The following is a 19438-nucleotide window of genomic DNA, read 5'->3' as shown; positions in this document are numbered from 1 at the left end:
CGGGTGCGCCGCGGTCAGGCGTGGACGGGGAAAGCGGCGGCGACGCGGGAACGGACCTCGGCGAGGACCGCGGCGCGCATGGTCGGGGAGAAGAGGGAGTGGTCCCCGCCGGGGACGTGCACCAGGGCGACCGACCCGCCCGGGCCGCCCGGAGCCCACCGCCGGAGCGCGGTGCGGCCGCCGAGGCGGTGGAAGAGCTCGGCGTCCTCGTCCGCCGTGATCAGCACGACGTCGGTGCCGTTCGTCACGAGGGGCCGGACGTGCTCGACGACACCGCCGGCGCGGTCCCGGCGGGCGATGCGGGCGCGGAGCTCCTCCGGCACGAGTGCGTTGTACCGCTCGCGGAGCCACAGCCGTGCCGGCGAGGGGGAGTCCACCGCGCGGACGGCGTCGCTGTAGCTCCCCGGCACGGCCGGACGGCGCCGGTAGTCGTTCGGGCTGATCTGGACGACGAGCCTCGGTGTCTCGGCACGGGCACGCCCCGCCACCCAGGCGCCGGCGCACATCCCGACGAGGGCGAGCCGGTCCGCCGGGACGCCCAGCGCGGCCACGATCTCGGACTGGTCGTCGATCCACTCCTGCGCGAACAGGTGGTCGCGTTCCTGGCCGCAGACCACGGAGCTCTCGCCGGTACCGCGGCGGTCGACCCGGACGACCCGCGCACCCTCCCGAGCGAGTGCCCGGGCGAGGGTGACCTGGTAGTCGGTCGCGCCGACGCGGTGCTCGGCGGCCCCGTTGTGCAGCACGACCACGGGCCCGTCGTCCGCCGGCCGCGCGGGAGCGGTCTCGACGGCGAAGAGTGCTTCGGGACCGAGGTGCACGATCCGCTCGGCGACGCCGTGGTCGAGGTCGACGACGGTGTCCAGCACGGGCGAGCGCGTCCGGACCGTGGCAGCCGGGATGTGCTCGTCGATCCAGGACACGACCCGGTCGACGGCCTCCGACGGGATCCGCGCGTGGATGCTCGTGCCGTCGAGGAGTTCGGCGGTCCCGGGGACCTCGACGGGCCGCACGTCGCCGAGGGCCTTCGGCGCCCGGCCACCCGGACGGACGAACACGGCGGTCGCGACGGTCCGCGGTGCGAACCGGAGCGCCGACAGCACCGCCGCCTCCGCCGGGTCGACGTCGATGCCGATGAGGCTCTCGACGTCGTCGACAACCCGCGACGGGCCGATCGTGATGGACGCGAGGGCACGCTGCCGGCGGAGCAACGCCCGCCCGGACTCCGGTGCGTCCCAGAGCACGAGGGCGTCCTCGTCCCGGGCGGCCGCGGCAGCGACGAGGGCCGATGAGGCGAGCCCCACGAACACGATCTGCGACACACCGGTCGTGCGCAGCACGGCCGCGGCCCGCACGGCGGACCGGACCTGCGCGTCGGGGTCGGCATCGGGACCGGAGTCCCCACGTCCGGACGGGTCGTAGCGCACCGAGGCCACGCCACGAGCCTCCAGGCGGTCTGCCAGCAGGCGGAGCGTGCGGTACGCGATCACGCCCTCCTGTCCGAGTGGCGGACAGATGACGACACCGGCGCGTGCCGACGGCGGCACCTGCACGGCCGCACGGATCGCCGGCGGACCGGACCAGCCGTGGTGGGTGGTCACAGTGCCAGCGCGCGACGGACGTCCGTCGGCCAGGCCGCCGGATCGGTGCCGTGTGCGGCGAACAGGGCGATCGTGATGCGCTCCAGGCCGAAGGCGAGGCAGGCGCTGTGTGCGACCTCGCCGTCCGCCGTGCGGATTGCGAACGAGCTTCCGAAGTGGTCCTCGTGCAGGTTCGCCGAGCTGATCGCCGTCGGCTCGCCGGCATCGCCGTAGACCGGCGTGACGAACTCGAACTTCAGCGACTGCTCGACCTGGTTCCGCGCGAGGATCTTGCCCACCCGGCCGAAGAACGGATCGTTCGCGGGGACGACGTCGATCTCGAGCCCGAAGCCACCGAGGAGGTCCCGCATCACCGGGATCCGGCCGTCACGGTGCTGCTTCGCCGAGGCGGGCGTGCCGATGTGCACGAACTCGTGCATGTGGAACGCCTGTAGGCGCATCGGGTCGAGGGAGGGCTCGCGGCGGAAGGAGTCGCCGACGATGTCGAACGTCCGGCCCTCCTGCGGGACCGTTCCCGTGACGAGGCCGTAGACGGGGTGGCAGACGGCCGGCGCGAGCATCAGGTCGGCCGGTTCGAGGAACGACTCCCAGCGCTCGCCGCGTTCCCGCGCCGCGAGGAGCTCGCGGTGCTTCCGGTCGTCGCCCGTGAACCCGGAGATGGACGCGGCCAGGTCGGGGAACGACGCGATGTAGTCGGTGCGTTCGAACGCGGCGAGGGGCTCGACGGGCGGGAACCGGAGGACCTCCGCGTCGAGATCGGCCATGGAGCGGACGGCCGCGGCGTCGACGGCGGTGTACACGCGGTCGAACACGCCCGTGCGGCCGTAGAGGCCGGGGGAGCCGAGGTCGATGAGGACGCCGTCGGTGAGGAGGCGCGTGCGGAGGGCGGCGTGGGCGCGGTCGAGCGGGGACGTGTCGATCGTGGTGGTCGGGTCCGTGGTGGTCACAGGATCACTCCGGTCATGATGGCCAGTCCGGCGTCGTTCTGGAGGAGACGGTCGTTGCTCACCATGACGGCGGCCCCGTGGGCGTCCCGGAGGTGTCGGGCGATGCTCATCGGACCGGTCGCCGCGTACCCGGCGATCCCGACGATGCGCATCGCCTTCGTGACGAGGTCGGTGACCCGTTCGGAGGCCCCGATCTTCAGGGCGTTCGCGGCCAGTGCGTGGGCACTCGACTCCAGGGCCTCCGGGTCGTCCGCGATGCCGTCGTACCGCTCGGCGGCGTGCCGGACGGTGTCCGCGAGGGCCTGCAGGTCGACGAGGAGCTCCGCGAGCCGGAGCGCTCCCGGCGGGGTGCTCCCGACCGAGGCGCGTGCCTGCTTCCGGACCGCGGCACGTGCACGCTCGGCGGCCGACGCGGCGATGCCGAGCCAGACGGATGCCCAGAGCACGTGCGAGACGGGGAGGACGGTGTGCGCGGAGATCATCGCGTAGTCGTCCCGGAACACCGCGTCCACGGTGGTGGAGGCGTCGAGGACCCAGCCGTTGCTGCATGTGCCGCGGAGGCCCATCGTGTCCCATGTCGACGTCTGCGACAGCACGGTGTCCGCCGTCCAGCAGACGACGAGGCGCTGGTCGGACGCCGGGGCATCGGGATCGCGGCGGGCGGTCACGAAGACGGCGTCGGCCTCGGTCGCGTAGGAGATCACCGGGGCGTCCTTGCGGAGGCGGATGCGTCCGGCGCGCCTGTCGTCGGTGTTGCCCTCGTCGTCCGGCTCGTTCGCCTCGGGCTCGTTCGCTTCGGGCTCGATCGCGCACGTGGACCGGCGGGCGTCGCCCCCGACACCCTTCTCGGTCGTCGCGGACGCCACGAGCGCACCGTTCCGCACGGCCTCGGTCATCGCCAGGACCCCGGCGCCGTCACCGCCGTGCCGCCACAGGGCCATCGCCTGGCCGTGGTGCATCGCGAAGACCATGCCGGTCGCCGCACACGCACGGCCGAGTTCGGTCGCGATGGCGGAGAGCTCCGACACCGTCGCACCCTCCCCGCCGAGGTCGGCGGGGACCGCGGCGGCGAGGAGGCCGTACTCCCGCATCGCGGCGATCGCCTCACGCGGGGGCCGTGCGTCCCGGTCGACCTCGTCCGCGAACTGCGCGGCGATCGCGGCGACCGCGGCCGCGCGTTCGGCGAAGCGGTCGCGGGTCGTGGTGCCGACCGTGTCAGCAGTGCGGTGGGCGTTCGTCTGCAGGAGCGTCACGAGGCCGTCGCCAGGGCCGCGGCGGCGACGATCGACTCGACCGAGCCGAAGGTCGCCCGGTTCAGGACCGCGTCCGGGAACTCCGCGTCGAGCTCGTTCTCGACCGCGAGCATCACGTTCACCGTGGCGTGCGACGTGAGCCCGAGTGCGTAGAGATCGGCGATCGGTGCCACGTCCCACGCGTCGACGGTGAGCCGTCCGTGGTCAGCGAGGGCCTGCCGCACGGCCTGTTCCGCCGCGGGGTCAGCGAGGGCGACGGTGGTCGCTCCGGTGTTCGGGTCCTGGTGCATGCGAGCCACGATAAGGAGCGCTCGGCGCCGGGAAACCGCCGTGCGGGTGCGGGATCCCGCAGGACGGTTTCGGAACTGAACGCGGGTACAGCCTGCAGCGTTGTAACGCCCGTCACCGCTCCGAAAGGGCCACCGCGGTCGCCATCGCAAGCCCCCGTTCGTGGGACAACGAGACAGATACCGTCGTGATCCCGAGGTCCGCGGCGAGCGCCTCCGCGGCCCCGGACAGGACCACGGTCGGGGCACCGTGCTCGTCGAGGACGATGGCGACGTCGTGCGGCCCGATCGCGCCCGTGCGGGTCGGACGGAGCAGTTTGATCACCGCTTCCTTGCCGGCGAACCGGGCGGCGAGGCGGTCGGGTGCGTCGCCGGCGTCGGCACGCTCGCGTTCCGTGAACACGCGGGCGAGGTAGCGCTCGCCGTGTGCCTGGATCCCGGCGGTGACGTCCTCGACGGCGGCGAGGTCGCAGCCGGTGCGGATGGCGGTCATGACGGAAGCGTAGGGCCGTCGTGATCGGGCGTCGGGGCTTCGTTCGTGCTGCCCGCCCCGCGCCGGAGTGTCCGGGTCACCAGGCTCCTGAGCCACGCGTGTCCGCGGTCCGTGGTGAACCGGCGGTGCCACGTCAGCACGACGGCGACCGACGGCAGGTCGACCGGCGGCGTGAAGACCACCACGGTGTCCCCGGCGGCGGCTGCCCGGGTCGCCACGGACGCGGGGACGACGACCACGGCGTCGGTCGCGCGCACGATCTCGGTCGCGGCGCTCGTCGACGCCACCGATGCGATCACCGAACGGGTGTCACCGGTGGCGCGGTCCACCCGATCACGGAGGCGTCCGCGGCGGGACACGACGACGTGCGGTGTCGCCAGCCATGCGGCGAGGGTGATCTCGTCGTCGTCGAACAGCGGGTGGCCACGGCGAGCCAGTCCGACGAGGGCGTCGTCGGTGACCGTCTCGTGGTCGATGGCCGGTGCCGTGGGGACCTCCGACCCGATCTCGAGGTCCACGACACCCCGCTGCAGGTCCGTCGTGTCGTCGGGCGCCTCGCCGAGGAAGCGCAGGATGACCCCGGGGGCGTCCGCGGCGACCCGCTGCACGAGCGACGGGGCGAGGGCGGTGACGAGGGCGTCGTGGGCGCGGATCGTGAAGGTCCGCTCCAGCGTCCCGAGGTCGAGTCCGGTCTCCGGGGCGAGGACGTCGCGGCTCCGGAGGACGAGCGAGCGGACCTCCGCCCGCATGGCCAGCGCACGGGGCGTCGGGCGCATCTCCCGCCCGGCGCGGACCAGGATCTCGTCGCCGGTGGCCCGTCGGATCCGGCCGAGGGTGCGGCTCATCGCGGGTGCCGAGAGGTGCAGGCGGTCCGCTGCCCCGGTGACGCTCTCCGCTTCGAGCAGAGCATCGAGCGCGGTGAGGAGGTTCAGGTCGAGTTGCACGGGACGCAATCTACACGTGCACGGAATGTCCTTGTGTGCATCCTGTCGCCTTCCTAGCGTTGCTCCCGGATCGACCACCGGGGCCGACCGGACGGAGGAGACGAACCATGGACGACGACGGACTGCTCGACGACGCACTGCTCGACGACGCACTGCTCGACGGGGTGACCCGTGCCGTGTCCGATGCCGGACGGGTGCTGCTCGAGCGGTTCTCCACCGCGAACCGTGTGGACGACGCGGCATCGCTGCTCGCCGCCATCGACGCGAACGACGCCGCGTCGACCGCGGTGCTCCGGCCGGCGCTCGAACGCCTCGCCGCCGACGTGCGGTGGGACGACGACGAAGAGGGCCATGGCGTGCTCGGGCCGGGCGCGTGGTGGGTCACGGACGCCGCCGAGGGCAACGTCAACCACGTCCACGGTTCGCCGGACTGGGGCGTCACCGCGACGCTCGTCCGGGAGGACGTCCCCGTCCTCACCGTCGTGGCGCTGCCCGCGCTCGGACAGGTGTTCACGGCGGTGCGCGGCATGGGTGCACGGCTGAACGGCGAGCCCGTCACCGTCTCGGCGAAGTCCGAGCTGTCCGCTGCGCTCGTCGGGACCGGGCAGGCGAAGCCCGGCGAGGACCCGGCGGTCCGTCGGCGGATGAGCACGTCGATCGACCGGATGCTCGACGCCGCACTGCTGGTGTCCGCCACCGTCCCGGCCAACCTGCAGCTCGTGCAGGTCGCCGCCGGGCACACCGACGCGTTCTGGCAGGAGGGGCAGGTGCGGTCCGGCCTCGTCGCCGGGGCGCTGCTGGTCGCGGAGGCCGGCGGCGCCGTCATCGACTCGACCGGCGCGCCGTGGACCCTCGCGAGCGCCGACTTCATCGCCACCAACCAGGGGCTCGGACCGGCCGTCGCGGCCGTCCTCGCCCGATGACCACCAGCACGACGACCACGAAGGACAGCACCATGACCACCACGAACGACGCCACCACGAACGACGCCACCACGAACGACGCCACCACGAACGACGCCACCACGAACGACGCCACCACGAACGACGCCATCACCATCGCCGTCCTCGGCTCGGGACGCGTCGGCGGCACGCTCGCCCGCGGGTTCGCCGCCGCCGGGTACCCGGTCACCCTCGGGGTCCGCGACCCGTCGGTGCACGGCGACGGTCCGGTGCCCGTGACCGACACGGTGACCGCGATCAGCACCGCGGCACTGGTCGTGAACGCGACGCCGGGTGACTCGTCCCTGGAACGGTTGTCGGGCCTCCGTTCCGAACTCGCCGGGCGGATCCTGCTGGACGTGTCCAATGCGACCGTGCGGACCGCCGACGGGCTCCCCGGCGGGTTGCAGTACGCGGACGGGAGCCTGGGGGAGCGGCTGCAGCGGGCGCTGCCGGAGACGCGGGTCGTGAAGAGCCTCAACACGATGCTGTTCTCCGTGATGACGGATCCGGGTGCGCTGGACGTGCCGCCGACCGTGTTCGTGTCCGGTGACGACGGGGGCGCCAAGGGCGTCGTCCGGCAGGCGTTGCACGGGCTCGGGTGGCGGGACGAGTGGATCGTGGACCTCGGGGCGATCGCGACCGCGGCCGGACCCGAGGCGATGGCGGTGATGGTGCCGAGCCTGCTCGGGGCGATCGGGTTCGCGCCGTTCGCGCTCTCCGTGGCGCGCTGACGCGGCCGCGGGTGCTGCGGCCGCTCCGGTCCTAGGATGGCGGGGAAGGGCCTTTAGCTCAGCTGGTAGAGCGCCACGTTTACACCGTGGATGTCGTCGGTTCGATCCCGGCAGGGCCCACCCCGCAGACCCTCGCGGTCTCGTACGCGAGGAGCCCGTCGGTCTCCGTCGCATCGAGCGCCGAGCGCACCCGATCCAACCGAGCCAGTGCTGACCGTCGACGCGGCGGCAGGGTGCATGACGCTTCGGGCGCTGGAGAAACGGTCAGTCACTGTCACGTTCGCCAGGAGATCGTGGACGAGCTCGTCGCGCTGCTCGCCCTCGGCGGTCCGGGATGTGCTGGCGCCCATACCGGTGAATGAAAACAACGTGTTACAAGGTCAATGTGACGAATAAATTGCGTTGACGCCGGTCCAACGACCGATTACGTTCACTGCATGACCACCACGGACACCCACGCAGCGGGAGCGGACGACGTCGACCGCGCCGTGCTCCGCGCACTCGCCCACGACGGCCGTGCATCGTGGGCGACGATCGGGGAGCTCGCGGGCTGCTCGACCTCCACGGCCCAGCGCCGGGTCACCCGACTCGTCGAGGACGGTGCCGTCCGGATCATCGCCGCGTCGGACGTCCTCGCGTCGGGGTTCGGCGTCTCGACGAAGGTCCGGGTCCGCTCCGGCGCCGCCCGAGCGGACGCGCTGGCCGATGCGCTCGCCCGCCGGCCGGAGGTGCGGTTCGTCTCGACGCTGACGGGGTCCGCGGACTGTACGGCCGAGGTCGTCCTGCCACGGGTCGGCGACCTGACCGCGTTCCTCAGCACGATCGAGGTGGACGGCCGACCCGTCGAGACCGAGGCGCTGCCGATCGTCCGGACGTTCACCGCACCCTTCACGGTCTTCCCCGGCGACGCGCTCGCGCCGACAGCGGAACGGTCCACGACCGCGAACGCGCCGGCGCCGGACCCGTCGACGGGCCAGGGCGTCACCCCGGTGCACGCCGACGCGACCCCGGAGGAGCGAGCGGTCTTCGCCGCGCTCGTCCGCGACGGCCGGAAGCCGCTCACCGACCTCGCGCGTGAGGTCGGCCGCTCGGAGGCAGCCACCCGCCGCACCCTCGAGGACCTCGTGCAGAGCGGCCGGCTCCGCATCGGGCCGCTCGTGGCCCCGTCGCTGCTCGGCCGGGCGACCGAGCTCGAGGTGTGGATCTCCGTCGCGCCCGACCGGCTGTCGGCCGCAGCGGCGCAGCTCGCCGGGCACCCGTCGGTGCACTACGCCGCGGCGTCCCTCGGCCGGTTCAACCTGATCGGACAGGCGTTCCTGCCGGACTTCGCCTCCGTCTACACGTTCAGCACCGACGTGCTCGGGGCGCTTCCCGGCGTGCGCGAGGTCGACGTGACGGTGCAGCTCCGCACGGTGAAACGGATGTGGAGCCGCATCGAGGAGGGACGCTTCGTCCCGACGAGCGCCACCTCGGTTCCGGCGATCCCATGACCAGCAGCGCACGCATCGCATGACCGACAGCGCACGAGAGGACGACATGGACGACATCGCAAGCCAGCAGCCGTGGCAGTGGGACGAGGCCACCTGGCGCGGCCACGTGGAAGAGGTCCGCGCGGGTCGCACCCTGCTGCCGCCCGAGGGACCCGAGCGATGGCCGGGCGGTGCGCGCGTGGCGGTCGCGATCTCCTTCGACTCCGACCACGAGACCCCCTCGCTCCGCGACGGGGAGACGTCACCGGGCCGGATGGCGATGGGGGAGTACGGCGCCCGCGCTGCGGTCCCGCGCATCCTGCGCCTGCTCGACCGCTACGAGGCACCGTCCTCCTTCTACATGCCGGCCGTGTGCGCACTGCTCCGACCGGACGAGGCACCGTCCTACGTCGAGCACGGGCACGAGGTTGCGGTGCACGGCTGGATCCACGAGCGGAACACGCAGCTCGGCCACGACGACGAGCTCGACCTGCTGAGCCGCGCCGTGGACGTGCTGACGAGTCAGACCGGCGTGCGGCCGACCGGCATCCGGACGCCGTCGTGGGACTTCAGCGACTCCACCCTCGACGTCGCCCGGGAACTCGGGTTCCGGTACGACTCCTCGCTGATGGCGGACGACGACCCGTACGAGATCCTGCACCGCGGCGCCCCGACCGGGATCGTCGAGATCCCGGTGGACTGGATCCGCGACGACGCCCCCTACCTGATGATGGAACGCTTCCAGTCGCTGCGGCCGTACACGCCGCCGCACGAGGTCGGCCGCATCTGGCGCGACGAGTTCGACGTCGCACGCGCCGAGGGCGGCGTGTTCCAGCTCACCATGCACCCGCACTTCATCGGGCACCGGTCCCGCCTCGTGGTCCTCGAGGCGCTCCTCGCCCACATCCGCTCGTTCGACGACGTCTGGTTCACCACCCACGCCGGCCTCGCCGAGCACGTCGCGACCGTCAGCGGTCTCGACCCGGTGGTCACGCCCGCCACGGACGTCACCACCTGACGGACGGGAGGCTCGGTGCCAGCCCGCGCCGAGCCTCCAGTCCGCTGCTCCACCCGTTCCGCACCCCCGTTCCTCCCACCAGGAAGTCGACGCAACGATGACAGCAGAAGCACCCAACACCACGATCGGCGCCACCGGCGCCGGATCGACGGCCGTCCACGAGACACGACTCTCGGCCCGCGGCCGCAAGGCGATCCTGGCCGGCGGCATCGGCAACGTCGTCGAGTGGATCGACTGGGCCGTCTACACCACGTTCTCCTCGGTGTTCGGCCACCACTTCTTCCCGCCGGGGAACGACGCGGCGGCGCTCCTCGCGACGCTCGCGGTCTTCGCGGTCGGCTTCGTCATGCGCCCCGTCGGTGCGGCGGTGCTCGGCGTGTACGCGGACCGGCACGGCCGCAAGAAGGGGCTGATGCTCACCATCGGGCTGATGGCCGCAGCGTCCCTCCTCATCGGCATCACGCCCGACTACGGGACGATCGGGATCGCAGCACCGATCATCCTGCTCCTGGCACGACTCGTGCAGGGCTTCTCGGCCGGTGGCGAGTTCGGGTCGTCCTCGGCGTTCCTCGTGGAGTCGGCGGCCCCGAAACGACGGGCGTTTGCCGGCTCGTGGCAGCAGGTGTCGGTCGGCGCGGGCGTCCTGATCGCCTCCGGGATCGGCGCGATCATCACATCAGTGCTCTCGCCGGCAGCACTCGACGCGTGGGGCTGGCGCGTGGCCTTCGTGTTCTGCGCCCTCATCGGGCTCGTCGGCATCTGGCTGCGGACGTCCGTCCAGGAGACCGAGTCGTTCACCGCGCAGCGGGCGCGTGACGAGGAGTCCGCCGCCCCGAAGCGCAACCCGGTCGCCGCGATGTTCCGCGACCACCCGGGCGCGACCGCACGGGTGTTCGGCATCACCATCGCCGGCACGCTGCTCTACTACATGTGGGTCTCGTACATGCCGACCTACGCGCACGTGACCACCGGGCTCCCGCTGAACCAGGCCCTCATCGCGAACGTCATCGCCATGGTCGTGTTCCTGGTGCTGCTGCCCTTCGCGGGGATCCTGTCGGACCGGATCGGTCGCAAGCCGACGATGTCGATCTTCGCCGGCGGGTTCCTGCTGTTCGCGTGGCCCGCGTTCACGTTCCTCAACGGCACGTTCTGGTCGCTGCTCATCATCCAGGTGATCGGCATCCTGTTCCTGCTGGGCTACTCGGCGAACTGCGCGGTGATCATGGCCGAGCAGTTCCCGCCGGAGGTGCGTGCGACCGGCATCGGACTGCCGTACGCCCTCGCCGTCGCGATCTTCGGTGGCACCGCCCCGTACATCACGACCTGGATGAGCGGCGCGGGCTTCGGGAACCTGGTGTGGGTGTACTGCGCGGTCGCCGCCGCGATCGGCCTCGTCGTCTACCTGACCATGCCGGAGACGAAGGGCAAGGTGCTCCGATGACGCGGCACGTGCTCGTCACCGGGGCTGCGAGCGGGATCGGTCTCGCCGTCGCACAGCGGTTCGCCTCGCTCGGCGATCGCCTGACCCTCGTCGACCACCGTGCGGATGCGCTCGCCGCGGCCGCCGGGTCGATCGGTCCCACTCCCGTCGGCACGATCGCGGCGGACCTCCGTGACCCCGACGCGCCGACCCGAGCCGTGTCCACGGCGTGGGAGCAGGCACCGGTCGACGTCCTCGTGAACGCCGCCGGCGTCTACCCCGCGACACCGTTCCTCGAGCTCGACGCCGCAACGTGGGACTCGGTGCAGGACGTCAACGTCCGGGCGCCACTGCTGGCCACCGTCGCGCTCGCCCAGCTCGCCACGGCGGCGGGCCGGACGCCCGCCGTCGTGAACATCACCTCGGGAGCAGCGCTCCGCGCCCGACCGGGCGCCGCGCCGTACAGCACCTCGAAGGCCGCACTCGAGATGGTCACCCGGGCCAGCGCCCTCGAGCTCGGAGCCGCCGGGATCCGGGTGAACGCCGTGTCCCCGGGGTTCGTCGTCGTCGACAGCGCGGTGAACCGCGTCAGCGACGAGTACGCGGCCGCCGTCTCCCCGAACCCGCTCGGCCGTCCAGGGGAACCGTCCGACATCGCGAAGGCCGTGGTGTGGCTCGCCGACCCGGAGCAGTCCGGCTGGGTCACCGGGACGGTGCTCCGCGTCGACGGGGGATCGTCGACCGGAGCGCACACCCTGCCGCTCAGCACCGCACGAGAGGAAGTCACCGCATGACCGACACCACCCCGTACACGATCGTCGGCGCCGGCGCCATCGGGGGCACGCTCGCCGTGCACCTCCACGCCGCCGGCGTGCCCGTCCAGCTGGTCGATGCTGACCCCGACCACGTCGTAGCCGTCCGGGCCGACGGGCTCCGGCTCCGCACGGCGGACGGCGAACGGGTCGCGCGGTTGCCGATCTGGCACCTCGACGACGCCGACGCGCCGACGGTCCTCGGACCGGTGCTCCTCGCCGTCAAGGCACTCGCCACCGACGCCGCATCGGCCTGGATCGCACCCCGACTCGCGCCGGACGGGTGGGTCGCGTCGCTGCAGAACGGGCTCAACGAAGCGACCATCGCGCGGCACGTCGGGGCGGACCGCACGGTGATCGCGTTCGTCGACCTGTTCGCGGACGTCGTCGCCCCCGGCGTCGTGCAGGACGGCGGACTCGGCGCGATGGCGCTCGGCGAGTACGCCGGGGGCACGAGCGACCGGAACCGCCGACTCGCCGAGGACCTGCGGCTGTGGGGATCGCCGGTGGTCACCGACAACGTCGCCGGGTTCCTCTGGTCGAAGCTCGCGTTCGGCGCGATGCTCACGGCCACCGCGCTCACGGACGAGGACATGAGCGTCCTCATCGACCGGAACCGTGACGTCATGGCGTCACTGGCCCGGGAAGTGCTCGCGGTCACCGAGGCGCAGGACATCGTCGCGGAGCCGTTCGACGCGTTCGAACCCGCAGCGTTCGCTCCCGGCGCGGACCCGACCGCGACGTCGGCGGCGCTCGACGGCCTCGTTGCGTGGCTCGCCACGCAGGCGAAGACCCGTTCCGGCATCTGGCGGGACATCGCCGTCCGGCACCGGAAGACCGAGGTGCCGCTGCACTACGGACCCGTCATCGAGGCGGGGACGTCGCTCGGCGTCGCGACCCCCGGCATCCGCGCGCTCGTCGCCGAGATCGTCGCCGTCGAGGAGGGCGCGCCGATGGACGAGGACCGGATCCGCGGCCTGGTCGCTGCGGCGGAGGCAACCCGGTGACGGGGACGACCGTGCACAGCCCCCTGCTCGACGCCGCGGAGTCCCGGCGCGCCCGGATGGTCGACGACCTCGTGGCGTACGTCGAGACCGAGACCCCCTCGGACGACCTGGTGCTGCTCCGGGCCGGTCTCGCACACGTCGAGCGGTTCCTGGCAGAGACCGTCGGGCCGTTCACCGAGCGGACGCTGCACGAGCCCGAGCGCCACGGGCCCGTCGTGGTCGGTGACCTGGCGGCGCCCCGCCCCACCGACTCCTGGGTCGTGGTGCTCTGCCACTACGACACCGTCTGGGCAGCCGGGACGCTCGAGGGCTGGCCGGTCCGCATCGACGGTTCCCGGCTCACCGGCCCCGGTGCCTACGACATGAAGGCGGGGCTCGTGCAGTTCGCCCACGCCGTCGCCCTCCTGGACTCCCTCGACCTCGATCGGCCGAACATCCGCCTCGTGCTGAACGGCGACGAGGAGGTCGGCAGCGTCGGCTCCCGCCCGGTCATCGAGGACGTGGTCCGGCGTACCCCGGGACCGGTGCTCGTCTTCGAGGCCTCGGCCGGAGCAGACGGCGCGCTGAAGACCGCACGGAAGGGCGTCGGGCTGTTCGATGTGGACATCCGCGGCGTCGAGGTGCACGCAGGTCTCGACCCGGCCGGCGGAGCCAGCGCCGTGGACGAACTCGCCCGGGTGGTCCTCGCCCTGCACGGTGCGGCGGATCACAGCGCCGGCACCTCGCTCAACGTCGGGGTCGTCACGGGTGGGACACGGCCCAACGTCCGAGCCGGCGCGGCGACCGCCGCGCTCGACGTCAGGGTGTCGTCCGACAGTGAGGCCGCGCGGATCGACGACGTCCTCGCCGGGCTCGTGCCAGCGGCGTCCGCTGCCTCGATCACGGTCACGGGCGGGTGGAACCGTCCCGTCATGGCACGGACCGACCGGAACGTGGAGCTCTTCCGGACGGCCGAGGCCGCGGCGGCCGCGATCGGTCTCGTGGTCACCGAGACGAGCGTCGGCGGCGCCAGCGACGGGAACTTCGCGGCAGCGCTCGGCGCGGCCGTGCTCGACGGTCTCGGGGCGGTCGGGGACGGAGCCCACGCGCGGCACGAGTGGGTCGACCTCGACGCGATGGTCGAGCGGACGGCGTTGGCGGCGGAGGTGCTCCGGCGGCTCGCCTGAGGCGGGCGGTCGGCACGCTCCACGGCGGGTACCTGCTGCCGACCGTCGCGGGGTCGCTGCTCGCCGCGCAGTCGCTCGCCACGATCGGTGCGATGACGCTGGCGATCGGGTACTTCGCCGTCGGGATCCTGTTCTGGCTGCTGATCGGCGCGATGCTCATCGCGCGTCTGGCGACCGGCCCGGCGATCGCGCCGGCGTTGCTGCCGACCCTGGCGATCCTGTCCGCGCCACCCGCGGTCGCGGGCAACGCGTTCTGGGTGATCACGGGAGGAGCGCCGTCGGTCGTGCACACCGTGCTCGCCGGCACGATGGTCGCCCTGCTCCTCCCGCACCTCTTCCTCGTCCGCCGTTACGTCGCGACAGGCTTCGCGATCGGGTTCTGGGCGATGACGTTCACGGCCGCAGCGAGCGCGACCTACGGTGTCCGCCTCCTGGCCACGGGTGATCTCGGGTTGCTCGGGAACGTCGCCGCGTGGACGGTCGTCGGTGTGGCCACTGCGCTCGTCGGCACCATCGCGATCCGCTCGCTGGGTCTGATCCGAGCCGCGCATTCGCGAACTCTGCGTTAACTCTTCCTCGGATGTGACGGATGTTCGCCACACTGACGGTGGGCACGGCGCGCAGCCCCGAGTCCACTCCCATCCAGAGCCGCCAGCGCTGGCGGCGAAGCGAACGAAGGAACGTCCATGGGCACGATCACCACGACAGACGGCACCGAGATCTTCTTCAAGGACTGGGGCTCGGGACAGCCCATCGTGTTCAGCCACGGCTGGCCGCTGTCCGCCGATGACTGGGACACGCAGATGCTGTTCTTCCTGGCTCAGGGCTACCGGGTCATCGCGCACGACCGACGCGGCCACGGCCGTTCGACCCAGACGTCGGACGGGCACGACATGGACCACTACGCGGCCGACCTCGCGGCGCTCACGGAACACCTCGACCTGCACGATGCCATCCACATCGGCCACTCCACCGGCGGCGGTGAGGTCGCCCACTACATCGCCCAGTACGGCGAGGAGCGGGTCGCCCGGGCCGTCCTGATCAGCGCCGTGCCGCCGATCATGGTGCAGACCGACGCGAACCCCGGAGGCCTTCCGAAGAGCGTCTTCGACGACCTGCAGGCGCAGCTCGCCGCGAACCGGTCGAACTTCTACCGCGCGCTGCCCTCCGGCCCGTTCTACGGCTACAACCGTCCGGGCGTCGAGCCGTCGGAGGCGATCATCCAGAACTGGTGGCGCCAGGGGATGATGGGCGGCGCGAAGGCGCACTACGACGGGATCGTGGCGTTCTCGCAGACCGACTTCACCGAGGACCTGAAGAAGATCAGCGTCCCCACCCTCGTCATGCACGGGGAGGACGACCAGATCGTCCCGTTCGCGGACGCCGGCCCGCTCTCGGCGGAGCTCGTCCAGAACGGCACGCTGAAGGCCTACCCGGGCTTCCCGCACGGGATGCCGACGACGGAGGCCGACACGATCAACGCGGACATCCTGGCCTGGCTGCGCTGAGTCCGGAGTGCGGCGGCCGGTCGATGGCCGCCGCACCTCGGCGCGGCGCTCAGCACGCGTCGTTGCAGAACCTCCCGACGAGCGTGAAGCGGCTCGTCGTCGGGAGCTGGACGTCCAGGTGCACCGTCGACCCGGCGGGCAGGGGGATCTGGTAGTCGCTCGTGTCGTCCAGCCCGGAGCAGGTGTCCTGCTCGAAGACCCGCGGATCCTCCTGCAGCGTGTAGCCGCCGGTGCCGGTCGAGCAGGCGAACTCGGCCATCAGGTACCGGGGGTGGGATGCGGGGACGCGGACGGTGACGTCCTCCGGACCGGTACCGGATGCGTCCACGCCCGCAGGTGCGGCTGTCGTCGTCGGGGAGGCAGTGTGGGCTGGTGCGGTGCGGGCTGCGGCCGTGGTCGTGGTCGTGCCGGCGCTGGCACATCCGGTCAGCGCCGCGACGACGAGGACGGCGGTGATCGCTGCACCGACCTTGGTGGACCGTCCGTGCATGGGTGGCTCTCCGATTCCTGATTCGGCACCGTCTTCGGTGCCCCACACCGAAGAGCATCCCGGAAGTCGGGGCGCGGTGACAAGCCTCGACGGCTCCTGGAGAACCCGTCAGTCACTGTCATGATCGCCAGGAGGTCAGGAACAAGCGCGCCGCGCCGCGCAGCCCGCCCCCCGCCGCGGCCCCGCCCGACGGTCCTGGCCCCGGCCCACAGCCCCGGCCGCAGCGTCGGCGGTTCAGGCCACCGTCGCCCGCTCCACGTCCAGCGCCCGGTCCGCAACACGTTGCGCGAGGATCCGGACCTCCCCGATCGCCGTGGTCTCCCACAGCGCCCCACGGAGCGCGTGCCCGATCCCGAGCAGCCGCCCGTCGGCCACACCGTGCACGTCGCGGAGGGCCCCGCTCGCATCGGCGTCCGGCCCGAGCCCGACGGGCTCCGGCACGATCCGCCCCGCCGCCAGGAGCGCGTCCACCACCGGGCTCCACCCCGGCGTGGTGACCGCGGCCGGCCCCGTGCAGAACACCACGACGTCGTACGCCGCCGGGTCCGCGTCGCGCTCGTACCGCAGGGTGCCGGCGTCGACGAGCGCGGTGAGCTCGGCGTGCACGGACGGTGCCATCCGGTGCCGGTGCACGTCCCACCGTCGTGCGAAGTGCGACAGGAACCGTCGCCGTTCCGGCTCGCTGAGTCCGAGCCAGTGGTCCATGAGCCGCGGGCGGATCCCGTCGATGACCGGCTGCCAGGGGGCGCCGTCGGCGTCGGCCGCGACGAGCTGTGCCCGCAGGTCCGATGCGAGCGAACCGAGGGAGCGCGCGTCCGGGGAGAGTCCCGGTCCGGGTGCGGCGGGGGAGTCGAGGTGCACGGCCGGCACGAGCAGGTGTCGGCTGGTCGCGGTGAGGCGGATGCCGTCGTCGCGACGGGCGAGCGACGTGGCGACGTCGACCATGGTGAGTCCGGTCCCGATCAACAGGACGGAGGCTCCTGCCGTGATCCCGGCGATCGCGCCCGGCGCCCAGGGGTCGTCGATCTGCACCGCAGCTCCGGTCTGCCAGGTGGCGGGCGGCGGGTTGCCGATGGCGAGGACGGCGACGTCGGCATCGATGGTGATGCCGTCGGCGAGGGTGACCGACGCCCCGGCGTCGTCCACGCGGAGGTCGACGGCGTCGCCCTGGACGGCGCACACGCGGCCGTCGGACCGGGCGACGAGTCGCGCCCAGACGTCCTCGAGGTAGTCGCCGAAGAACCGGCGTTCGACGAAGTCCCCGGGGGCGAGTTCGCGACCGTGCTCGGCGGCCCAGCGCAGGAAGTGAGTGTCGTCCTCGGCGCTGACGCTCATCTTGCCCGCCGGGCTGTTCAGCCGGTGGTGCTCGTCGGCACGGCCGTACGCCACGCCCCGTCCGATCGTCGGTTCCGCGGCGACCACGGTGATCGTGGGGGACTCGGCCCCGCGGGCGAGCGACCGTTCCTCGAGCGCGACCGCGACGTACACCGCGCTCGCTCCACCACCGACGATGACGATCGACGTCCCGGTCACGTGTTCCTCCGCTCCCGCGCACCCTCCGGCACGCGTCTCCTCCGACGCTAGTGGCTCACCCGTGGCCGCGCGGCGACGATGCGGTCCGCGCCGACCCGGATCGCCTGGACCAGCTCGGTCATCGCGACGCTCGGCGGGCCCGTCCGCGACACCAGGGTGAACTCGGTGGGGCCGGGGTCGGGGAGCCCGACGAGGGGGACGAGTCCCGGCGGCAGGATGGCGCCGGCGTGCACCGTGACGCCGAGGCCCGCTGCGACCGCGGCGCGGATGCCCTGCTGGCTCGCCGAGACGCACGTGATCCGGTAGTGCAGCCCGGCGCGCTCGAGCGCGCCGATCGCGGCCTCCCGCGTGACGCTCGGCCCCGGGTAGGTCACCAGGCGGACCGGTTCTCCGGGGACGACCCGGTCGTCCGGACGCCCGGCCCAGACCAGGTCGTCGCGGAACACCAGGTCGCCGACGTCCTCGGTCGGGCGGCGCTTCACGAGCGCGAGGTCGAGCCGGTTGTTCCGCACCTCGTCGCGGAGCTCACCGGTCAGCCCGACGCGGAGCTCGAGGTCGACCGCCGGGAACGCCGTCCGGAAGTCGAGCAGGATGTCCGGCAGCCCGGTGGCGACGATGTCCTCGGACGCGCCGAACCGGATGTGGCCGGCGAGCCCGGTGTCGGTGAAGTACGCGGCCGCCTGACCCTGGGCGGCCAGGATCTCGCGGGCGAAGCGGACCATCGCGACGCCGTCCGGGGTGAGCTCGACCGTCTGCGTGCCGCGGCGGAACAGCTGCCGACCGGTCTGCTGCTCCAACCGGGCGACGTGCCCGCTCACGGTGGACTGGCGGATCCCGAGGTCCTTCGCCGCGGCGGTGAACCCGCCGGTGCGCTCGATCGCCAGGAACGTCTGCAGCAGTGTCGTCTCGAACACCGGGCCGTCCTCTCATCGTGGATCGTGATGACCCTACCCGGCCTGCGCGGGGGATCCGATGGGCTCCCGGTCCTCCCTCGGGTGCTCGTCGTCCTGTGCGCTGAGGTACAGGCGGTGGCTCGTGATGATCAGGGACAGCCAGCCCGCGCCGGTGACCCAGCCCACCGCGACGTCGGTGAACCAGTGCGCGCCGAGCAGCACCCGGGACAGACCGACCGTGACGGCCGTGCCGGCCGCTGCCCCGATCACCACCGCCTGCGGGCCGTCGTCCCGTTGCCGGAGCGCGAACAGGTAGGCCAGGACCCCGAGGATCGTCGTCGCGTTCAGGGTGTGCCCGGACGGGAACGACGGGGACTTCTCGAACGGCGGGATGGCGTCGCGGCGGTGCGGCCGGTTCCGCTTGATGAGGTCCTTGCCGACGAGGGTCATCGCGAGCGAACCGGCTCCCGCGGCGACGAGGAGCACCACGGGGCTCGCGCGGCGCTCCCGGACCGCGAACGCGACCGCCGACCCGATGGTCAACGCCGGCATCGCGACGGGGCCGAAGACGTGCGCGATGCCCGCGGCGGCACCGTCGGCGACCGGGGAACGGAGCCGCTTGGCCCGCTCGAGCACCGGACGGTCGAGGCTCGCGATGCCGTCCTTGCCGGTGACCCCGTCGTAGATGTACGCCGCACCGGCCGTCGCCGCGACGGCGATGCTGCCGCCGACGGCGAGGGTCGCGACGAGGGCACGCCGGGCGCCGATCCGGTCGGCGACCCGCTGGTGTCGCGACGCCAGGCGCCTGCCGGCGCGGCTGCGCCACTCGGTGAGGTCGCGACGGCCGATCCGCCGGTCGTGGGGGGTCGGGCTGGTGGACGCGGCGTCGGTCATCCCACCACCATGGCCCGACCCGAGGTCG

The 19438-nt window shown here is 72.7% G+C and carries 20 protein-coding genes and 1 tRNA gene; 11 read left to right on the top strand and 10 right to left on the bottom strand.

Annotated features, from left to right (window positions below; translation table 11 throughout):
• Positions 1–14: 14 nt before the first annotated feature.
• From EDF24_RS15320 to EDF24_RS15295, 6 genes are all read right to left on the bottom strand, one after another.
• Positions 15–1601, bottom strand: a complete 1587-nt coding sequence (locus EDF24_RS15320; RefSeq protein WP_185021685.1) for an alpha/beta fold hydrolase — start codon at positions 1599–1601, stop codon at positions 15–17.
• A complete protein-coding gene (locus EDF24_RS15315) occupies positions 1598–2548 on the bottom strand; it encodes an amino acid--[acyl-carrier-protein] ligase (RefSeq protein WP_221181386.1) in 951 nt (316 codons plus the stop codon). The genes EDF24_RS15320 and EDF24_RS15315 overlap by 4 nt, the downstream gene beginning before the upstream one ends.
• Positions 2545–3801, bottom strand: a complete 1257-nt coding sequence (locus EDF24_RS15310; protein ID WP_221181385.1) for an acyl-CoA dehydrogenase family protein — start codon at positions 3799–3801, stop codon at positions 2545–2547. Before EDF24_RS15310 ends, EDF24_RS15315 begins: the two co-directional genes overlap by 4 nt.
• The gene (locus tag EDF24_RS15305) at positions 3798–4091 is read right to left on the bottom strand and encodes an acyl carrier protein (protein ID WP_123653175.1); all 294 of its coding nucleotides are present in this window, start codon (positions 4089–4091) and stop codon (positions 3798–3800) included. Before EDF24_RS15305 ends, EDF24_RS15310 begins: the two co-directional genes overlap by 4 nt.
• A gap of 112 nt (positions 4092–4203) precedes the next feature.
• Positions 4204–4581, bottom strand: a complete 378-nt coding sequence (locus EDF24_RS15300) for a holo-ACP synthase (RefSeq protein WP_123703951.1) — start codon at positions 4579–4581, stop codon at positions 4204–4206.
• A complete protein-coding gene (locus EDF24_RS15295; protein ID WP_185021684.1) occupies positions 4578–5525 on the bottom strand; it encodes a LysR family transcriptional regulator in 948 nt (315 codons plus the stop codon). The genes EDF24_RS15300 and EDF24_RS15295 overlap by 4 nt, the downstream gene beginning before the upstream one ends.
• A 107-nt stretch (positions 5526–5632) precedes the next feature.
• Between EDF24_RS15295 and EDF24_RS15290 the strand changes: the two genes are divergently transcribed.
• The 11 genes from EDF24_RS15290 to EDF24_RS15245 all read left to right on the top strand — a co-directional run bounded on the left by EDF24_RS15290 (position 5633) and on the right by EDF24_RS15245 (position 15600).
• A complete protein-coding gene (locus EDF24_RS15290) occupies positions 5633–6448 on the top strand; it encodes an inositol monophosphatase family protein (protein ID WP_123703949.1) in 816 nt (271 codons plus the stop codon).
• Positions 6445–7200 carry an NADPH-dependent F420 reductase gene (locus tag EDF24_RS15285; protein WP_221181384.1) on the top strand — a complete coding sequence of 252 codons (756 nt, stop codon included), beginning with the start codon at positions 6445–6447 and terminating at the stop codon, positions 7198–7200. The genes EDF24_RS15290 and EDF24_RS15285 overlap by 4 nt, the downstream gene beginning before the upstream one ends.
• 47 nt (positions 7201–7247) lie before the next feature.
• Positions 7248–7320, top strand: a tRNA-Val gene (locus EDF24_RS15280).
• Positions 7321–7637: 317 nt separating this feature from the next.
• On the top strand, positions 7638–8690 hold the full coding sequence (locus EDF24_RS15275; protein WP_123703947.1) for an Lrp/AsnC family transcriptional regulator: 1053 nt from the start codon (positions 7638–7640) through the stop codon (positions 8688–8690).
• A gap of 46 nt (positions 8691–8736) precedes the next feature.
• Positions 8737–9687: a polysaccharide deacetylase gene (locus EDF24_RS15270; protein ID WP_123653180.1), complete on the top strand. Its 951-nt coding sequence runs from the start codon at positions 8737–8739 to the stop codon at positions 9685–9687.
• Positions 9688–9784: 97 nt separating this feature from the next.
• Positions 9785–11128 carry an MFS transporter gene (locus tag EDF24_RS15265; protein ID WP_123703945.1) on the top strand — a complete coding sequence of 448 codons (1344 nt, stop codon included), beginning with the start codon at positions 9785–9787 and terminating at the stop codon, positions 11126–11128.
• Complete coding sequence (locus tag EDF24_RS15260) at positions 11125–11901, top strand: SDR family NAD(P)-dependent oxidoreductase (RefSeq protein ID WP_123653182.1); 777 nt, start codon at positions 11125–11127, stop codon at positions 11899–11901. The genes EDF24_RS15265 and EDF24_RS15260 overlap by 4 nt, the downstream gene beginning before the upstream one ends.
• Positions 11898–12926, top strand: a complete 1029-nt coding sequence (locus tag EDF24_RS19385; protein ID WP_221181383.1) for a ketopantoate reductase family protein — start codon at positions 11898–11900, stop codon at positions 12924–12926. Before EDF24_RS15260 ends, EDF24_RS19385 begins: the two co-directional genes overlap by 4 nt.
• Complete coding sequence (locus tag EDF24_RS19380) at positions 12923–14092, top strand: M20/M25/M40 family metallo-hydrolase (protein WP_221181382.1); 1170 nt, start codon at positions 12923–12925, stop codon at positions 14090–14092. The genes EDF24_RS19385 and EDF24_RS19380 overlap by 4 nt, the downstream gene beginning before the upstream one ends.
• Positions 14023–14661 carry a transporter gene (locus EDF24_RS15250; protein ID WP_123703943.1) on the top strand — a complete coding sequence of 213 codons (639 nt, stop codon included), beginning with the start codon at positions 14023–14025 and terminating at the stop codon, positions 14659–14661. The genes EDF24_RS19380 and EDF24_RS15250 overlap by 70 nt, the downstream gene beginning before the upstream one ends.
• Positions 14662–14778: 117 nt before the next feature.
• On the top strand, positions 14779–15600 hold the full coding sequence (locus EDF24_RS15245) for an alpha/beta fold hydrolase (RefSeq protein WP_123653184.1): 822 nt from the start codon (positions 14779–14781) through the stop codon (positions 15598–15600).
• A 49-nt stretch (positions 15601–15649) separates the two neighbouring features.
• Here EDF24_RS15245 and EDF24_RS15240 read toward each other — a convergent pair whose 3' ends face one another.
• The 4 genes from EDF24_RS15240 to EDF24_RS15225 form a co-directional block, all read right to left on the bottom strand.
• A complete protein-coding gene (locus EDF24_RS15240) occupies positions 15650–16090 on the bottom strand; it encodes a hypothetical protein (protein ID WP_123703941.1) in 441 nt (146 codons plus the stop codon).
• A 234-nt stretch (positions 16091–16324) separates the two neighbouring features.
• Positions 16325–17623: an FAD/NAD(P)-binding protein gene (locus tag EDF24_RS15235; RefSeq protein WP_123703939.1), complete on the bottom strand. Its 1299-nt coding sequence runs from the start codon at positions 17621–17623 to the stop codon at positions 16325–16327.
• A gap of 47 nt (positions 17624–17670) precedes the next feature.
• Positions 17671–18537, bottom strand: a complete 867-nt coding sequence (locus tag EDF24_RS15230) for a LysR family transcriptional regulator (protein WP_123653187.1) — start codon at positions 18535–18537, stop codon at positions 17671–17673.
• Positions 18538–18570: 33 nt separating this feature from the next.
• Positions 18571–19410, bottom strand: a complete 840-nt coding sequence (locus EDF24_RS15225; protein WP_148070908.1) for a phosphatase PAP2 family protein — start codon at positions 19408–19410, stop codon at positions 18571–18573.
• Positions 19411–19438 lie beyond the last annotated feature (28 nt).

The sequence above is a fragment of the Curtobacterium sp. PhB130 genome (assembly GCF_003755165.1).
In the GTDB taxonomy this organism is placed as follows: Bacteria; Actinomycetota; Actinomycetes; order Actinomycetales; family Microbacteriaceae; genus Curtobacterium.
The sequence above is the reverse complement of the archived record's forward strand: the minus strand, read 5'-3'. Positions and strand labels throughout refer to the sequence as shown.

Coding starts and splice junctions, on each gene's coding strand:
- EDF24_RS15305 (WP_123653175.1), bottom strand. CDS start 4,091: ATGCACCAGGACCCGAACACCGGAGCGACCACCGTCGCCCTCGCTGAC.
- EDF24_RS15300 (WP_123703951.1), bottom strand. CDS start 4,581: ATGACCGCCATCCGCACCGGCTGCGACCTCGCCGCCGTCGAGGACGTC.
- EDF24_RS15290 (WP_123703949.1), top strand. CDS start 5,633: ATGGACGACGACGGACTGCTCGACGACGCACTGCTCGACGACGCACTG.
- EDF24_RS15285 (WP_221181384.1), top strand. CDS start 6,445: ATGACCACCAGCACGACGACCACGAAGGACAGCACCATGACCACCACG.
- EDF24_RS15275 (WP_123703947.1), top strand. CDS start 7,638: ATGACCACCACGGACACCCACGCAGCGGGAGCGGACGACGTCGACCGC.
- EDF24_RS15270 (WP_123653180.1), top strand. CDS start 8,737: ATGGACGACATCGCAAGCCAGCAGCCGTGGCAGTGGGACGAGGCCACC.
- EDF24_RS15265 (WP_123703945.1), top strand. CDS start 9,785: ATGACAGCAGAAGCACCCAACACCACGATCGGCGCCACCGGCGCCGGA.
- EDF24_RS15260 (WP_123653182.1), top strand. CDS start 11,125: ATGACGCGGCACGTGCTCGTCACCGGGGCTGCGAGCGGGATCGGTCTC.
- EDF24_RS19385 (WP_221181383.1), top strand. CDS start 11,898: ATGACCGACACCACCCCGTACACGATCGTCGGCGCCGGCGCCATCGGG.
- EDF24_RS15245 (WP_123653184.1), top strand. CDS start 14,779: ATGGGCACGATCACCACGACAGACGGCACCGAGATCTTCTTCAAGGAC.
- EDF24_RS15240 (WP_123703941.1), bottom strand. CDS start 16,090: ATGCACGGACGGTCCACCAAGGTCGGTGCAGCGATCACCGCCGTCCTC.
- EDF24_RS15225 (WP_148070908.1), bottom strand. CDS start 19,410: ATGACCGACGCCGCGTCCACCAGCCCGACCCCCCACGACCGGCGGATC.